This window comes from Streptomyces hokutonensis, assembly GCF_042751305.1.
In the GTDB taxonomy this organism is placed as follows: Bacteria; Actinomycetota; Actinomycetes; order Streptomycetales; family Streptomycetaceae; genus Streptomyces; species Streptomyces hokutonensis_A.
In genome coordinates this window covers 154,597-169,426 of the sequence record NZ_JBHYWD010000015.1, presented here as the reverse complement: position 1 = coordinate 169,426, position 14,830 = coordinate 154,597, and the positions used below count along the sequence as shown (strand labels likewise).

16 protein-coding genes and 1 pseudogene are annotated in these 14,830 nt (G+C 69.7%); 11 read left to right on the top strand and 6 right to left on the bottom strand.

The window, feature by feature from the left end; translation table 11 throughout:
- Positions 1 to 56: 56 nt before the first annotated feature.
- On the bottom strand, positions 57 to 881 hold the full coding sequence (locus ACFXC1_RS33765; protein ID WP_381250037.1) for a DUF6597 domain-containing transcriptional factor: 825 nt from the start codon (positions 879 to 881) through the stop codon (positions 57 to 59).
- Between the two features lie 126 nt (positions 882 to 1,007).
- On the opposite strand from ACFXC1_RS33765, the gene ACFXC1_RS33760 reads away from it, so the two are divergent.
- The 4 genes from ACFXC1_RS33760 to ACFXC1_RS33745 all read left to right on the top strand — a co-directional run bounded on the left by ACFXC1_RS33760 (position 1,008) and on the right by ACFXC1_RS33745 (position 5,049).
- Positions 1,008 to 2,099: an LLM class flavin-dependent oxidoreductase gene (locus ACFXC1_RS33760; protein ID WP_381250034.1), complete on the top strand. Its 1,092-nt coding sequence runs from the start codon at positions 1,008 to 1,010 to the stop codon at positions 2,097 to 2,099.
- Positions 2,096 to 2,683, top strand: a complete 588-nt coding sequence (locus ACFXC1_RS33755; RefSeq protein WP_381250031.1) for an FMN reductase — start codon at positions 2,096 to 2,098, stop codon at positions 2,681 to 2,683. Before ACFXC1_RS33760 ends, ACFXC1_RS33755 begins: the two co-directional genes overlap by 4 nt.
- A gap of 161 nt (positions 2,684 to 2,844) precedes the next feature.
- Complete coding sequence (locus ACFXC1_RS33750) at positions 2,845 to 3,597, top strand: response regulator transcription factor (protein WP_381250028.1); 753 nt, start codon at positions 2,845 to 2,847, stop codon at positions 3,595 to 3,597.
- Positions 3,598 to 5,049: a sensor histidine kinase gene (locus ACFXC1_RS33745; RefSeq protein WP_381250025.1), complete on the top strand. Its 1,452-nt coding sequence runs from the start codon at positions 3,598 to 3,600 to the stop codon at positions 5,047 to 5,049. It begins immediately after the preceding gene.
- Positions 5,050 to 5,179: 130 nt separating this feature from the next.
- Here ACFXC1_RS33745 and ACFXC1_RS33740 read toward each other — a convergent pair whose 3' ends face one another.
- Both ACFXC1_RS33740 and ACFXC1_RS33735 read right to left on the bottom strand, forming a co-directional pair.
- Complete coding sequence (locus ACFXC1_RS33740; protein ID WP_381250022.1) at positions 5,180 to 6,550, bottom strand: histidine-type phosphatase; 1,371 nt, start codon at positions 6,548 to 6,550, stop codon at positions 5,180 to 5,182.
- 57 nt (positions 6,551 to 6,607) lie between these two features.
- A complete protein-coding gene (locus tag ACFXC1_RS33735) occupies positions 6,608 to 6,781 on the bottom strand; it encodes a hypothetical protein (RefSeq protein WP_381250019.1) in 174 nt (57 codons plus the stop codon).
- Positions 6,782 to 6,947: 166 nt separating this feature from the next.
- Between ACFXC1_RS33735 and ACFXC1_RS33730 the strand changes: the two genes are divergently transcribed.
- Together ACFXC1_RS33730 and ACFXC1_RS33725 are read left to right on the top strand one after the other, a co-directional pair.
- Complete coding sequence (locus ACFXC1_RS33730) at positions 6,948 to 7,280, top strand: hypothetical protein (RefSeq protein ID WP_381250017.1); 333 nt, start codon at positions 6,948 to 6,950, stop codon at positions 7,278 to 7,280.
- Positions 7,277 to 7,417: a hypothetical protein gene (locus ACFXC1_RS33725; RefSeq protein WP_381250015.1), complete on the top strand. Its 141-nt coding sequence runs from the start codon at positions 7,277 to 7,279 to the stop codon at positions 7,415 to 7,417. Before ACFXC1_RS33730 ends, ACFXC1_RS33725 begins: the two co-directional genes overlap by 4 nt.
- Here the strand turns inward: ACFXC1_RS33725 and ACFXC1_RS33720 are convergent.
- Positions 7,414 to 8,232 carry an SAM-dependent methyltransferase gene (locus ACFXC1_RS33720; protein ID WP_381250012.1) on the bottom strand — a complete coding sequence of 273 codons (819 nt, stop codon included), beginning with the start codon at positions 8,230 to 8,232 and terminating at the stop codon, positions 7,414 to 7,416. The two genes, ACFXC1_RS33725 and ACFXC1_RS33720, sit on opposite strands and share 4 nt — an antisense overlap.
- Positions 8,233 to 8,534: 302 nt before the next feature.
- Between ACFXC1_RS33720 and ACFXC1_RS33715 the strand changes: the two genes are divergently transcribed.
- The 3 genes from ACFXC1_RS33715 (at position 8,535) to ACFXC1_RS33705 (ending at position 11,307) form a co-directional block, all read left to right on the top strand.
- Positions 8,535 to 10,322 carry a DEAD/DEAH box helicase gene (locus tag ACFXC1_RS33715; RefSeq protein WP_381250009.1) on the top strand — a complete coding sequence of 596 codons (1,788 nt, stop codon included), beginning with the start codon at positions 8,535 to 8,537 and terminating at the stop codon, positions 10,320 to 10,322.
- Between the two features lie 2 nt (positions 10,323 to 10,324).
- Positions 10,325 to 10,873, top strand: coding sequence for a hypothetical protein (locus ACFXC1_RS33710; RefSeq protein ID WP_381250007.1), 549 nt, complete (start codon positions 10,325 to 10,327; stop codon positions 10,871 to 10,873).
- Between the two features lie 77 nt (positions 10,874 to 10,950).
- Positions 10,951 to 11,307 carry a hypothetical protein gene (locus tag ACFXC1_RS33705; protein ID WP_381250004.1) on the top strand — a complete coding sequence of 119 codons (357 nt, stop codon included), beginning with the start codon at positions 10,951 to 10,953 and terminating at the stop codon, positions 11,305 to 11,307.
- Positions 11,308 to 11,446: 139 nt separating this feature from the next.
- Here ACFXC1_RS33705 and ACFXC1_RS33700 read toward each other — a convergent pair.
- Together ACFXC1_RS33700 and ACFXC1_RS33695 are read right to left on the bottom strand one after the other, a co-directional pair.
- Positions 11,447 to 11,656: pseudogene (locus tag ACFXC1_RS33700) on the bottom strand (ASCH domain-containing protein); the annotation flags it as partial.
- Positions 11,657 to 11,801: 145 nt separating this feature from the next.
- The gene (locus tag ACFXC1_RS33695; RefSeq protein ID WP_381250001.1) at positions 11,802 to 12,473 is read right to left on the bottom strand and encodes a hypothetical protein; all 672 of its coding nucleotides are present in this window, start codon (positions 12,471 to 12,473) and stop codon (positions 11,802 to 11,804) included.
- A gap of 283 nt (positions 12,474 to 12,756) precedes the next feature.
- Here ACFXC1_RS33695 and hemL point away from each other — a divergent pair, with 283 nt between their 5' ends.
- Both hemL and ACFXC1_RS33685 read left to right on the top strand, forming a co-directional pair.
- Positions 12,757 to 14,124, top strand: coding sequence for a glutamate-1-semialdehyde 2,1-aminomutase (gene hemL, locus ACFXC1_RS33690; protein WP_381249998.1), 1,368 nt, complete (start codon positions 12,757 to 12,759; stop codon positions 14,122 to 14,124).
- Entirely contained in the window at positions 14,121 to 14,819 is a 699-nt protein-coding gene (locus tag ACFXC1_RS33685; RefSeq protein WP_381249995.1) for a histidine phosphatase family protein, read from the top strand. The genes hemL and ACFXC1_RS33685 overlap by 4 nt, the downstream gene beginning before the upstream one ends.
- The last annotated feature ends 11 nt before the right edge of the window (positions 14,820 to 14,830 follow it).

Here is a 14,830-nt window from a genome sequence, read left to right as displayed (position 1 = left end):
CCCTCGGTCGGGTCAACCGGATTAACAAGGGGGAGGCGGGACTGTGCGGACACGGGCTAGGACTGGCCCTGTGCGTAAGCCGCGGGCGACACCCCGACCGTCGTCGTGAAGTCGCGGATCAGGTGGGCCTGGTCGGCGTAGCCCAGGTCGGCGGCGAGGTCTGCCCAGTCCACGGGTTCGTCGGCGCCGGCGCGCTCGAGGGCCTCGTGGATGCGGTAGCGGAGGATGACCCACTTGGGGCCGACGCCGACGTATGCGGCGAAGAGGCGCTGGAGCAGTCGTACGGACAGGCCCTCGGCGCGGGCGAAGTCGGTGACGCGGCGGATCGTGCGGTCGGTGCGGACGCGGTCGACGAGGGCGGTGGCCAGTTCGGCCTGGGGGTCGGGGTGGAGGTCGAGGGCGAGCAGGAAGGCGTCGAGCGCGGCGACGCGGTCGCGTTCGTCGAGCGGGTCGAGGACGGTGGCGGGGTCGGTGTCCGGGAACACCTCGGGCTGCCGTATCCGCGCGCCCGTCCATTCGGACACCGGGCGGTCGGGGACGGCGCTCCGGAAGGCGCCGGGCCTGAACTTGATCCCGCACACGCGCCCCCGCCCCTCCAGTTTCTGGGCGAAGAGGCCGTGCGGGATGCCCGCGATCTCGACGAAGGCGTCCTCGCCGGCCAGTCGCTGGAAGACGATGTGCACGGCCGGGTGCGGGACGACGTGGGAGACGTAGGGCTCGGTGAGGTCCCAGTCGATCAGCCAGTAGTGCTCGATGTACGGGCGCAGGGGCGGCGCCGGTTCGGGGCGGCGGAAGTGGACGCGGGTGAGGAGTTCGGCGGGGTCGACGATTCCCCGGGTGTCGTCGGCTTCTCCGGAGGCGCTGCGGTGTGGGGCGGCCATGTGGGGATCGTAGGACCGGCCACTGACAGTGGGCGGATGGCCGCGTCCCGGTGCCTGGAATATGTGCGGCGGGGTGGCCGTTGGGGGGTATAGTTGAATAATCAACAACCTGGAGGGTGAACGACCATGCAGTTCGGGATCTTCAGCGTCGGCGACGTCACACCGGACCCGACCACCGGACGGACGCCGACCGAGCGTGAGCGCATCAAGGCCATGGTCGCCATCGCGCTGAAGGCCGAGGAGGTCGGGCTGGACGTCTTCGCGACCGGCGAGCACCACAACCCGCCGTTCGTGCCCTCGTCCCCGACGACGATGCTCGGCTACATCGCCGCGCAGACCGAGAAGCTGATCCTCTCCACCTCCACCACCCTCATCACCACCAACGACCCGGTGAAGATCGCCGAGGACTTCGCGATGCTCCAGCACCTGGCCGACGGCCGGGTCGACCTGATGATGGGCCGCGGCAACACCGGCCCGGTCTACCCCTGGTTCGGGCAGGACATCCGGCAGGGCATCAACCTCGCCATCGAGAACTACGCCCTGCTGCGCCGCCTGTGGCGCGAGGACGTCGTGAACTGGGAGGGCAAGTTCCGCTCCCCGCTCCAGGGCTTCACCTCCACGCCCCGCCCGCTGGACGGCGTACCGCCGTTCGTCTGGCACGGATCGATCCGCAGCCCCGAGATCGCCGAGCAGGCCGCGTTCTACGGCGACGGCTTCTTCCACAACAACATCTTCTGGCCGGCCGACCACACCAAGCGGATGGTCGAGCTGTACCGGGAGCGGTACGCGCACTACGGCCACGGCACGCCCGAGCAGGCCATCGTCGGCCTCGGCGGCCAGGTCTTCATGCGCAAGAACTCCCAGGACGCGGTGAACGAGTTCCGCCCGTACTTCGACAACGCCCCGGTCTACGGCCACGGGCCCTCCCTGGAGGACTTCACCGACCAGACCCCGCTGACCGTCGGCTCCCCGCAGGAGGTCATCGAGAAGACCCTCGCGTTCCGGGACTACGCCGGTGACTACCAGCGCCAGCTGTTCCTGCTCGACCACGCGGGCCTGCCGCTCAAGACGGTCCTGGAGCAGCTCGACCTGCTGGGCGAGGAGGTCGTACCCGTCCTGCGCAAGGAGTTCGCGGTGAACCGCCCGGCGGACGTGCCGGAGGCGCCGACCCATCAGTCGCTGCTCGCAGCCGCATCGGAGAAGGTGACCGTCGCATGAAGCTCGTAGTCGTCTCGGCGGGGCTGAGTGTGCCCTCGTCCACCCGCCTGCTGGCCGACCGGCTGGCGGCGGCGGTGGACCGCCGGACCCCCGTCGACATCCAGGTCGTGGAACTGCGCGACCTCGCGGTCGAGATAGCGCACAACTTCACCAACGGCTTCCCCGGCCGTTCCCTCGCCGCCGCGCTGGACGCGGTGACGGAGGCGGACGGGCTGATCGTCGTCACCCCGGTGTTCTCGGCGTCGTGCAGCGGACTGTTCAAGTCCTTCTTCGACGTCCTGGACAAGGACGCCCTGACCGGAAAGCCGGTACTGATCGCCGCGACGGGCGGCAGCGCGCGCCACTCCCTCGTACTCGAACACGCCCTCCGCCCGCTCTTCGCCTACCTCCGGGCAGTGGTCGTCCCGACCGGTGTCTACGCCGCCTCCGAGGACTGGGGCGCGGAGGGGTTGCCGGAGCGGATCGAACGGGCGGCGGGGGAGCTGAGCGCGCTGATGGCGGGCCTGTCGACAGCCCGCCCGGAGAAGAAGCAGACGGTCGTACCGTTCGCGGAGCAGCTGGCGGCGCTGGCGCCCTCGAAGTAACCGCACCGGTCGGCACGGATCAGGTCATCGGGTGCCGACCGTGAGAAGACGGTAGGAGCTCGGACCGGGTTGCGTCCACCACGGTGAGAGGCAGGTAAAAAGGGTGATCGTAGACCTGCCCCCACCGCCCTACCGCCGGAGGCCTTGGCACACTGGGGGACGTGCCCCAGACTGTGCTGCTCGCCGAAGACGACCGTGCCATCCGTCATGCCCTGGAGCGGGCCCTGACTCTGGAGGGCTACCAGGTGACCGCGGTCGCCGACGGTGTCGAGGCGCTCGCGCAGGCCCACCGCACCCCACCGGACGTGCTGCTTCTCGACGTGATGATGCCCGGCATCGACGGCCTCCAGGTCTGCCGGGTACTGCGCGCCGAGGGCGACCGCACCCCGATCCTCATGCTGACGGCCCTCGTGGAGACCGCCGACCGCATCGCGGGCCTGGACGCGGGCGCCGACGACTACGTGGTGAAGCCCTTCGACGTCGAGGAGGTCTTCGCCAGGCTGCGCGCCCTGCTCCGCCGCACCAGCCCGGTCCCGGCGAACGGCGTCACCGGCACCGCCGCCGACGCGCTCAGGGAGGAGCCCCAGCCCTCGGCGTTCTCCTCCTCCTCCGACAAGCAGATCTCGGCGGCCGGCCTGCGCATGGACCTCCAGGCCCGCCGCGTCTGGCGCGGGACCCGTGAACTGGAGCTGACCCGCACCGAGTTCGAACTCCTCGAACTGCTGGTCCGAAACGCGGGCATCGTCCTCGACCACTCCACCATCTACGACCGTATCTGGGGCTACGACTTCGGCCCCGGCTCCAAGAACCTCGCCGTCTACGTCGGCTATCTGCGCCGCAAGCTCGACGAGCCCGGCGCACCGCAGCTGATCCACACGGTGCGGGGCGTGGGTTACGTGCTGCGGGAGGACTGAGTGGGCCGCCTGCGGCGGCTGGTGGCCGTCCGGCGGCCCCGACTGGTCTCCCTCCGCACCACCTTCGTGCTGTCCTTCGCGGCGGTGACCGCGGCCGTCACCCTCCTCGTCGGCGTGCTCTCCTACGGCGCCGCGGCCCGGCTGGTCCGGGTCGACCAGGAGTCCGTGTTCGACCAGGTCGTCCAGGACCTGCAGGACGAGGTGCGCACGCACCAGATGGCGCCCGACGACTTCTCCTCCTCCGCGCCCGGCCACGACATCGTGCGGCCGGCCCGTACGGACGTGCAGGTGCTCGGACCGGCCGGCGCCGTCCTCGACAGCGGCAGTCCCGCGCTCCCCGTCACCGGTGACGACCGGGCGGTCGCGGGCGAGAAGGTGGCCGGGAAGACGGTCGAGCACAAGGACGTCGCCGTCGCCGAGGACGTGTACCGCATCGCGACCGTCTCGCTGGGCCGCGGGCAGGGCGCGGTGCAGGTGGCGCAGGAGTTCAGCGACACCGAGGATCTCCTACGGGCCCTGCAGCAGCGAACGTTCGTGCTGATGGCGGCGGTCGTGGTGCTGGCGGGCCTGTGCGGCTGGTGGCTCGCCCGGCGCATCACCCGGCGCCTGATCATCCTCACCGCCGCCGCCGAGGACGTGGCCCGCACCCGCCGCCTCGGCGTGCAGGTCCCCGTCACCGGCTACGACGAGGTGGGCCGGCTCGGCCGCGCCTTCGACCGGATGCTCGGCCGGCTCGCGCAGTCGGAGGAGGACCAGCGCCGCCTGGTCCAGGACGCGGGCCACGAACTCCGCACCCCCCTCACGTCGTTGCGCACGAACATCTCCCTGCTCCGCCGCATGGACGAACTGCCTCCCGGCACCCGCGAGGAACTGGTGGCGGACCTCTCCCAGGAGGCCCGCGAACTCACCGACCTCGTCAACGAGTTGGTGGACCTCGCGGCCGGCCAGTCCGACACCGAACCGCCCCAGCAGGTCGACCTCGCCGACATCGCCGAGGACGTCGCGGTCCTGGCCCGCCGCCGCACCGGCCGCGACATCACCGTCCGCGCGAGCGGTGACACGACGACCGACGGCCGCCCCGGCATGCTCCAGCGCGCGATCTCCAACCTGGTCGAGAACGCCGCCAAGTTCGACCGCGCCGGCCAGACCCCCATCGAGATCGCGGTCTCCGGCCCCGCCCGCCCCGGCACGGTCCGCGTCGAGGTCCTCGACCGAGGCCCCGGAGTCTCCGAAACCGACCTCTTCCGCATCTTCGACCGCTTCTACCGCGCCGCCGACGCCCGCTCCCTCCCCGGCTCCGGCCTCGGCCTCTCCATCGTCCGCGAGGTGGCCCTCGCCCACGCCGGAGCCCCCTTCGCGCTACGACGGGAGGGCGGCGGCGCGGTGATCGGGTTCACGGTCGGGGGAGTGGTCGAACCGCGTACCGGGGCTGGGGCACGTGGCCGGGGCTGACGGTCTCAGGGTGGTGGGTGTTGCGAAAAAGTGTGTCACTTTGGGGGGAAAGTGACACACTTTTTCGGGACAGGGTCCGGGAGGGCTGCCGGAGGGACGTCCGGTGTGCGCCCGCACTGTGTACAGCCTGTCAGCCGTTCGAGGGCGTGCGCCCGAAGCAGCGCTCCAGTTCGTTCAGGTCGTAGAACTTGCTGCCCTTCGAGACGGGACGGCAGGCGGCCTTGAACGCGGTTTCCTTCTCGTTGTAGAGCATGCGCACGAGGTAGGTGTTGCCCTTGCGGTAGACGTCCCACTGGATGTTCGAGCCGAGGGGTGCCACGGTCGCGCCCCGCCAGGGGTTGCCGGCGTAGGTGTACGGCTGCTCGACCGTGACGGCCTTCGTGCTCCCCGGCAGGCCCATCAGCGCCGCCAGCGGGATGATCTCCTCGGCGTGCGTGAACCGGAGTTCGGCGCCCAGGTCGCTCGTGCCGTCGCGCTTGGCCTCGACCTTCTTGAAGAAGTCGTCGAGCAGGACGCCGGCCATCTTGTACGTGATGTCGCTGTCCGCGAAGCCCGGCCCCTTCTCGTAGAAGTCCTCGGCGTCGGAGATGTACCCGAACCAGTCGGCGTCGCGCGCCGAGATGTACCGGTCCATGCCCCAGCCCTTGCCGCCCGGGCTCTCCTCGCTCATCGCGGGGGCGATGGCGTAGAGGTTGTAGACGGCCGTGGCGGCCTCGACGTCCGTGCCGATCGACGCGAACTCGCCCGCCGTGATCCGGTCCACGAACGCGGGCGTGAACAGCTTCCTCAGTACGTCACGGGCGGCGCGGTGGGTCTTCGGCTGGTCCGTGATGGAGGTCAGGGTGGTGGCGAGGCGCTGGTTGTTGGCGATGTAGTCGCGGTACGCGGCACCGCCCGCGGCCTTGTGGAAGTAGAGGAGGTCCTTGTCGGTACGGGTCGCGCCGATGAGGGAGGTGAGGTCGGGGTCGTTCTGGGCGAGGGCGGCGCCGTAGAGGTTGGCGCTGTCGACGGCGCGTCCCTGACCCGAACTGACGACGTCGATGGGCTCCTTGTTCTTCGCGATCGACGCGAAGAGGGTCGGCAGCCGCTTCGCCATCCGGGTCGCGGTGGCCTGGATCTCCGCCTTGCCGCGCGCGCTGAGGTTGCCGTAGCCGATCGTGCTCATGGCGGCTTCGAGCGCCTGTGTCTTCGGCCCGAACTCCCTCCCCATCGCGGTGAGTTGACCCTCCGCCTCGGCCTTGTTCCACAGCGCGAGGATCAGGTCGCCGTCCGAGCTGTCGGTCGCTGAGCGCGAGCCGTGCCGGGAGACGTTCTCGGTGAAGACGGGGGTGAAGCCGGCCGGGGCCTTCTGGTACGACCGGGAGTTCTGCTCCGGCGCGTACACGGCCTTCGTGCCGTAGCTGTCGGTGTGCGCGTTGCCGCCGGGGGCGGCCTGCGCGGCGAACGGGGTGGCCAGCAGCGCGGCCACGCCGAGGACCGCGGCGGGGGTGACACGTCTCATGAGCGGCATGTTTCGCGGGGGATGTGAACGCCGGGTGCACTGGGAGTGACGTCGGGTTCAGGGCCGTACGGCGCTCTCCGCACTCTCGACCGGGGCGAACAGGTGGGCCATCGCCTGCCACAGGGGCATGACGCGGGGCGTGGAGCGAGGGGTCCGCCGGGGAGCGGCTGCCGACGGCTGGGCGGCGGTACGGGTGTTCTTCGTGAGGGAGGTGGCGGCGGCGTGCGGCATGTCGGGTTCCTTCCGGTGGGCCGTTGAACTCGGCCTTGGCTTAGGCCTTCTGAGATCTACGATCCCGCCGGCGGGCCGCCGCCACGAGGGGGTGGGCTGCCGGGTCGGGGGTGTAGGTGGCTCCACCGTCACGCCGGTAGGCGAGGAGGAGGACGAGAACGGCAGGGTGCCCAACTCCCGTCAGGCCGCGGCCGGTTGCGCGGCGGCGGAACTCGGTGAACCGGCCGTGCGGAGAGGGCTGTTGGTCAGGCCGAGGAAGACCAGGAAACTGGGCGTCGAGATCTACCGACTCCGCGGCGAGACAGAGCGCCCCCTCACGATGACCCGTTGGCTCAGGGAACGCGGCCGGGAAGCACTCGCGCTGCACACGAGCGCACTCGTCGAGCGAGGCGTACTACGCCGGCGACCCGGCGTCCTCCTCACCAGAACACGCCACCACCCGGACACCGCCCTCCGTACCGCCCTGATCGACGGCGTCCGCGCCGTCCGCGCTGAATGACCCGCCCCCAACGCCTCGAACGCGCCCGGGGCACCGGCCCGGCAGGAGCCCTCCCGGAAGCCCTGCGCGACACGAGCACCGTGCTGGGCTTCTCACTGCCGGCCCGGGAGGGCCGGACGATCACGGTCGGCGACTAACCGTCCTTGCGCGCCACCCCGCCGTAGATGCCGATCGGCGGGGCGTCCGGGTTCGGTGTCTGCTCGGGGCGCCAGTGGGTGACGCGGACCAGGCCCGGGTTCACGAGGGTGAAGTCGCCGAAGAAGTCCAGGACTTGGGCGTGGGTGCGGAGGTTGAGGGTGGCGGTGGCCCGGTTGTAGACGGACGCCGCCTCCTCGCGCTGGTCCTCGTGGACGTCACCCGTCGCGTGGGAGAGGACGAGATAGGAACCGGCCGGCAGCGCGTCGCGCAGGGTGGCGACGATGCCGTACGGATCCCCGTCGTCGGCGAGGAAGTGCACGACCGCCACCAGCAGTACCGCCACCGGCTGGTCGAAGTCGATCGCCTTGCGGACCTCGGGGTGGTCGAGGATGGCGCGGGGATCGCGCAGGTCGGCCAGGATGACGGAGGTGTCGGTGTCCTCCATCAGGGCCATCGAGTGGGTGCTGACGATCGGGTCGTTGTCGACGTAGACGATCCGGGTGTCCGGGGCGACGGCGTGCGCGATCTGATGCACGTTCGGCTCGGTCGGCAGCCCGGTCCCGATGTCGAGGATCTGCCGCACCCCGCCTTCCTCCACCACATGCCGGACGGCCCGGTGCATGAAGCGCCGGTTGGCCCGGACGCCCTCCCGCACCTCGGGAGCGGCCTTGATGAACTGCTCGGCGGCGTCCCGGTCGACCGGGTAGTTGTCCTTGCCCCCGAGGAAGTAGTCGTACATCCGCGCCGGGTGGGGCTTGCTGGTGTCGATCTGCAAGGGCTGCGCACCGCTGCTGCCGCCGCTGGGAGAGGTCATGAGGCCAGGCTCCGTCTTGGTGAGTGGCTGTCAGATCATCATCCTGACACGCCCGCTGTGGTCCGGGAGACGACTCCGGCGGATCGGGAATTGACAAAACGCATTTCGATATGTCCTCGGTGGATTTATGAAACGGGTCGCTATTTCTCTTGAATTAGTTGACAGGGGAGGGGTGGTGTGGTCCCCGTAACTCCCTCTGCGGATAAGCCGGTTCATGAGGAGATGGAATTGACAGAAGGCTTTGCGTTCCCTACCTTCCAGGCGTCAGTTCTTTATTCGAGCGCACCCGAGGTTGTTTCTTCGTGCAGGCCACTTATCTGCCCGACCGGCACATGTTCGCTCTGTGGAACTGGTCCGGCCACGCCGTGGGCGCCGCCCCGCCCGCCGATGACGTCGAGGCCGTAGCCCTGGTCGTCCCGACCCCGGACCTCGACGGGTTCGAGGTGACCGACGTCGACTGCGCGCTCATCGAGCCGGAACGGCTCGCCGACGCGCCCCTCGACGCGCCCGGCCGGTCGGTGGACGCCTGGCGCCAACTGCTCGCGGGCGGCGACGCGGCCCTCCCGATCGCGGCGCACGCCGTCCCCGACGCCACCGGCGTCGCCGTGACGTCCGCCGCGCACGCCGTGGCCGTCTTCCGCCACACCCGCGCCGTCGCCACCGAACTGCGCGCCGCACTCACCGCCGCCCTACGGCCGTACCAGGTCCGCGGGGTGAGCTGGCTGCGGGAGACCGCCGACGTGTATGGCGGCGCGGTGCTCGCCGACGAGATGGGGCTCGGCAAGACACTCCAGGCCATCGGCTACCTCACCGGCCGGGCCGCGGAAGGCCCCCAACTGGTCGTCTGTCCCACGTCGTTGGTCGGGAACTGGGCCCACGAGATCGAACGGTTCGCCCCCGCCCTGCGCACGGCGATCTGGCGCGGCGGCCCACTGGAGACGGTGGCCGCCGGCACGGTCGTCCTCACCGGCTACCCGACACTGCGCCTGCACGGCCCCGCACTGACGGAACAACGCTGGATCACCGCGGTGTTCGACGAGGCACAGGTCCTGAAGAATCCCCGCACCCAGGTGTCGAAAGCCGCGCGGACCATTGCCGCCGACACCCGGATCGCCCTGACCGGAACGCCCGTGGAAAACCACCTGGAAGAACTCTGGGCGCTGCTCAACCTGGTCGCACCGCACCAGTTCGGGAACCGGACACAATTCCGCCGCCGCTTCGTCCGTCCGATCGCGGAGGGCTCCGTCGCCGCCGCGGCCCGACTGCGCGGCGTGATCGAACCGGTGGTCCTGGCACGGAAGAAGGCCCAGGTCGCCGGCTCGCTCCCGGCCAAGATCCACGCCGACCTGATCTGCGACCTCACCGAGGAACAGCAGCGGTCGTACGACCGCGTCCTGGACCGGGTCGTCGACGACGGCTTCGGCAGCGGGCCGGGGCGCCGGACCAAGGTGCTGGCGGCCCTGACCGCGCTCAAACAGGTCTGCAACCATCCGGCGTTGCTCACCGACGGCCTGGACGAGCTGGACGGGCTGGATGAACTGGCGGGCAGGTCGGGAAAGCTCGACCTCTGCACCGACATCGTGGCCAACAACCTCGAAAACGGCTCGCCCACCCTGATCTTCACGCAGTACGTGCGGACCGGTGAACTGCTGGTGCGGCACTGCGCTGAACAGTTCGGGATCGAAGTGCCGTTCTTCCACGGCGGCTTGCGACAGGACCAGCGCTCCGCTCTCGTCCGCCGCTTCCAGTCCCCCGACGGCCCGCAGGTGATGGTCCTCAGCCTGAAAGCCGGCGGCACCGGGCTCACACTCACCCGCGCGGCCGACGTCATCCACTTCGACCGCTGGTGGAACCCGGCCGTGGAGGCACAGGCCTCCGACCGCGTCCACCGGATCGGGCAGACCCGCACGGTCACCATCACGACCCTGACCACCGGGACGACGGTCGAGGAGCACATCGCGGCCATGCACACACGCAAATCCACGCTCACCGGCGTAACCGACACCGCCGACATGTCCGGTGTCGCGCAACTGGCACTCCTGGACGACAACAGCCTCATCGAGATCCTGCGCCGGAAGCGGGACAACTGACCATGCCCGACAGCGACTTCGGCTACACCGCGTGGGGCAAGGACTGGGTCCGCCTCGCCGAACCACTGCGCCAGACCCGCCCCGACCCGCAACTCCCGCGTGCGCGCGGCCTCGCCCGCGCCGGCAAGGTCGAGATCACGATCGACGACCGGACGGTACGGGCCCTCGTCCTCCACGGTCGCAACGCCTTCACGGCGAGCATCGAACTCACGCCGATGCCCCCCGAGACGACGGCCGCCATCACCCGCCGCCTCTCCGGCACCCGCCCCGCCCTCACCGACGACCTGTACCGCACCCTGACCGACGAGGGCCGCCGGCCCGCACCGCACATCGCCGCCATCGACTGCACCTGCCCGGCCGCCACTCCCCGATGCGTCCATGCGCTGGCCGCCTACTACGAGATGGCGCGCCGCGTCGACGACGATCCGCGGGTGGCTCTCGACGCACAGGGCTATTTCCGCGCCGCGTCGCAGAGCGCCGGCGTGACGACCCCTGCGCCACCGCAGCGGTGGATCGCGCTCAACGCCCTTGAACCGGACGACTACTTCTGACAGGCGTCGGAGGCTCATGTCCCGCCCCCATGAACGCCGAGTAAGTGATCGTCAGCGGGGACCGCCATGATGAAGAGATGGACGATCTCGCTCTGCTACGGCGTGAGTTCTCGGAGGACGACGACGCGTTTCTCACGATCGTGATGCGTGATCAACGCTGGGACGAGCACGCCTTCTCCCGGCTGGAGCGGGCCATGCGGCAGGTGTGCGAGACGTTCGAGCAACGCGATCAGCAGGATCTGCCGCGGTGGGTCGTGGAGGGGTTCTGGATCTGCGTGGACTGGCTGCCCGATCACACGGCCCATCCGCGATTTCCCCGCCCCGGGCCTCCGGCGTACTACGAGGCGGCGTTGGAGAGGCTGAGGGATCTGCAGTACTGGCTCGTCAGCGGTGTCTCGCCGTATGTGCCTGGGCATGTGTGGGCGGATCTGTAGGGCTGCCCGCGAATGAATGCGAACATCACGACACGTCACGCCTGTATCGAGCCGCGGCTCGGACCGCTCGCGGCGACGACCGGGCGTCAGGCCAGAAGCCGGATTTCGATGGCCAGAGCGCCGAGGGCTTCATTCACCCGAAGCCGGCGTACTCGGTCACACGCACGACCTCGACCTCGCAGGTCCCGTCCGTGCCCTTGACGCGGAACCGGATGACGTCACCGGCCGTGAGGTCGGCGAGCTGCGGGTACTTGACCCGTATCTCAACGGTCTTGCTGCCTGCGGCCACGAGGTCGAAGTACTCGCGGTAGAGGTTGAGTTCGCGGATGCGCGGGGTGGTGTTGTTGATGGGGTCGCAATGCTCCTGGGCGCTGGCGCGGTGGTGAGGCGGCCGTTCTCGGCTTCGGCGTTCCGACCGGCTCGTACGCCCCGAGACATGAAAAGGCGGGGTCCGAGAACCCCGCCCAACCCTCACCCATGAACCCTCAGCCCGCTCAAGGCCAGACAAGGCAATAAGGCTGATGCCCCGCCTCATGCAGCCGATGGCTGAAGTCCTGCCATTCGTGCAGGAGTTGGTACACATTGAACGCGTCCCGAGGCCCGCCCCGGTCCGGCACCGTCGACCAGATGAACGCCGCCGCGCCCACCGCCTCCTCGCCGATTCCGCGGAGGGGGTCGACGACCGTCATCGGGAGTTTGACTACGGCGTAGTCGGGGTGGAGGACGACCAGTTCCAGTGGGGGCACCTTGTTGAGGGGGACGCCCTCGATGCCGGTGAGGACCATCGCGGCCATCGTCTCCGGCTTGATCTTGGTGAACATGCCGTTCATCCCGAGCTCGTCGCCGCCGAGTTCCTCGGGGCGCATCGAGATCGGGACGCGGGCCGCGGTCGCGCCGTCGGGCGCGCCGAAGTATTTGTACGTCACCCCCACCCGACCACCATTCCTGCTCCCCGCCCGCAACTGATCGATCCGACGTTCGATACGTCGCTCGTCGCGATCCGACTCATCCGAACTCACACCGGATCCAGCGGATCCACCGGACCCGGGACCACTCTGCCGTGCCGCCTCGGCGGCCTCCTCCGCGTCGCGTCGGTGCTTCCCCCGCCGGGCACGCCGAGGACCCAGATCGTCAGTCCCCTCGCCCAGTCCGCCACCGCGATGCATATCTCCACCCGACTGCTTTTCTAGGACGCGTGGCCCCAGCCGCGCAACCCGATCATCGTGTCAGTGACCTCCCCCACGGCCGCCCGCCGAAACGTGCGCTGAAACACCTGTCCGCAGGATCTGCGCAAGCCCTGTACACCGGCGCCCGCATGAGCTGTGTGTATCTGTGTGTATCACCTCCCAGTCTCGCAGATGGGTGGGGGCCCGTGCCCGCGCTCCCGCCGCCTACCCTGAGGAGGTAACTGAGGTCCCGGAGTCCGAGAAGTCGGAGAAGTCGCAGGTCATGAGCCAAACGCCCAGCGAAACGCCCAGCGAACCGGCAGGTGTACTGCCCAGCACACTGCCCTATCCCTACGAAGCACCCGTCTCGCAGGCTCTTTTCGACCGTGCGTCGGTCGTCACACCGGGCGGCGTGAACTCCCCGGTGCGCGCCTTCCGCGCGGTCGGCGGCACGCCCCGGTTCATGGTGTCCGGCAACGGTCCCTATCTGACGGACGCGGACGGCCGCGAGTACGTCGACCTCGTGTGCTCCTGGGGGCCCATGATCCTCGGGCACTCCCAGCCCGACGTGATCGCCGCCGTGCAGGACGCCGTATCGCGCGGGACCTCCTTCGGGACCCCCGGTGAGGGCGAGGTCGCGCTCGCCGAGGAGATCGTCGCCCGGGTGGAGCCCGTGCAGCAGGTGCGGCTCGTCAGCAGCGGGACCGAGGCGACCATGTCCGCGATCCGGCTCGCCCGCGGGTTCACCGGGCGGCCCAAGGTCATCAAGTTCGCCGGGTGTTATCACGGTCACGTCGACGCGCTTCTCGCCGCCGCCGGTTCCGGTGTCGCCACCTTCGCGCTGCCCGACACCCCCGGCGTCACCGGTGCCCAGGCCGGCGACACGATCGTGCTGCCGTACAACGATCTCGAAGCCGTGAACGAGGCCTTCCACCGGCATCCCGGTGAGATCGCGTGCGTTATCACCGAGGCTTCGCCGGGGAACATGGGCGTCGTGCCGCCCGCTCCCGGGTTCAACCAGGGGCTCAAGGACGCCTGCTCGAAGAACGGTGCCCTCTTCATCTCCGACGAGGTCATGACCGGGTTCCGGACCAGCCGGGCCGGGTGGTTCGGGATCGACGGGGTCGTCCCCGATCTCATGACCTTCGGGAAGGTGATGGGCGGCGGTTTCCCCGCCGCCGCGTTCGGCGGGCGTGCCGACATCATGGGGCACCTCGCTCCCGCCGGGCCCGTCTACCAGGCCGGCACCCTCTCCGGTAACCCCGTCGCCACCGCCGCCGGTCTCGCGCAGCTGCGGCTCCTCGACGACGCGGCCTACGAGACCGTGGACGCCGTATCGGCGCAGATCCAGGCGCTGGTCACCGAGGCGCTCTCCAAGGAGGGTGTCGCGCACCGGCTGCAGAACGCCTCCAACATGTTCTCCGTGTTCTTCACCGACCGGAGCGTGCGCAACTACGAGGACGCCAAGGCGCAGGAGTCGTACCGCTTCACCGCCTTCTTCCACTCGATGCTGGCGCAGGGTGTCTATCTGCCCCCCTCGTCCTTCGAGTCCTGGTTCGTTTCCACGGCCCACGACGAACGGGCCATCCAGCGGATCGCCGACGCCCTCCCGGCAGCGGCCCGAGCGGCGGCGGAGGCCACGGCAGCATGAGCGACAACCCCACCAAGGACACCAGCGACATCACCGTCGTCCATGTGATGCGGCACGGCGAAGTCGCCAACCCCGAAGGGGTGTTGTACGGGCGGCTGCCCGGCTACCACCTCTCCGAACTCGGGCGGCAGATGGCCGACCGGGTCGCCGAGCACCTCTCCTCCCGCGATGTCACGCATGTCGTCGCCTCCCCGCTGGAGCGCGCGCAGGAGACCGCCACGCCGATCGCCAAGGCGCACGGGCTCGACCTCGCGACCGACGGGCGGCTCATCGAGGCCGACAACGTCTTCCAGGGCAAGACCTTCGGCGTCGGCGACGGCGCGCTGAAGAAGCCGGGGAACTGGAAGTACCTGGTCAACCCGTTCCGGCCGTCCTGGGGCGAGCCGTACGTCGACCAGGTCGTGCGGATGGTCGCGGCGCTCGACGCCGCGAAGGATGCCGCCCGTGGACATGAAGCCGTGCTGGTCAGCCATCAGCTGCCGATCTGGATCGTGCGGTCCTACGTCGAGCGGCGGCGGCTGTGGCACGACCCGCGCAAGCGGCAGTGCACGCTCGCGTCCCTGACGAGCTTCACCTACCGCGGCGACAAGATCGTGTCCGTCGGCTACACCGAGCCGGCCCGTGATCTCGTCCCGGCGCATCTCCTCGCGGGCGCGAAGCCGGTGAAGGGGAAGGACAAGGCGTTCGGCGCCTGACCTACAACGCC

Excerpts from the sequence above, each read along its gene's own strand:
- ACFXC1_RS33765 (WP_381250037.1), bottom strand. The coding sequence starts at position 881 with ATGGCCGCCCCACACCGCAGCGCCTCCGGAGAAGCCGACGACACCCGG.
- ACFXC1_RS33760 (WP_381250034.1), top strand. The coding sequence starts at position 1,008 with ATGCAGTTCGGGATCTTCAGCGTCGGCGACGTCACACCGGACCCGACC.
- ACFXC1_RS33755 (WP_381250031.1), top strand. The coding sequence starts at position 2,096 with ATGAAGCTCGTAGTCGTCTCGGCGGGGCTGAGTGTGCCCTCGTCCACC.
- ACFXC1_RS33740 (WP_381250022.1), bottom strand. The coding sequence starts at position 6,550 with ATGAGACGTGTCACCCCCGCCGCGGTCCTCGGCGTGGCCGCGCTGCTG.
- ACFXC1_RS33735 (WP_381250019.1), bottom strand. The coding sequence starts at position 6,781 with ATGCCGCACGCCGCCGCCACCTCCCTCACGAAGAACACCCGTACCGCC.
- ACFXC1_RS33725 (WP_381250015.1), top strand. The coding sequence starts at position 7,277 with ATGACCCGCCCCCAACGCCTCGAACGCGCCCGGGGCACCGGCCCGGCA.
- ACFXC1_RS33720 (WP_381250012.1), bottom strand. The coding sequence starts at position 8,232 with ATGACCTCTCCCAGCGGCGGCAGCAGCGGTGCGCAGCCCTTGCAGATC.
- ACFXC1_RS33710 (WP_381250007.1), top strand. The coding sequence starts at position 10,325 with ATGCCCGACAGCGACTTCGGCTACACCGCGTGGGGCAAGGACTGGGTC.
- ACFXC1_RS33705 (WP_381250004.1), top strand. The coding sequence starts at position 10,951 with ATGGACGATCTCGCTCTGCTACGGCGTGAGTTCTCGGAGGACGACGAC.
- ACFXC1_RS33695 (WP_381250001.1), bottom strand. The coding sequence starts at position 12,473 with ATGCATCGCGGTGGCGGACTGGGCGAGGGGACTGACGATCTGGGTCCT.
- hemL (WP_381249998.1), top strand. The coding sequence starts at position 12,757 with ATGAGCCAAACGCCCAGCGAAACGCCCAGCGAACCGGCAGGTGTACTG.
- ACFXC1_RS33685 (WP_381249995.1), top strand. The coding sequence starts at position 14,121 with ATGAGCGACAACCCCACCAAGGACACCAGCGACATCACCGTCGTCCAT.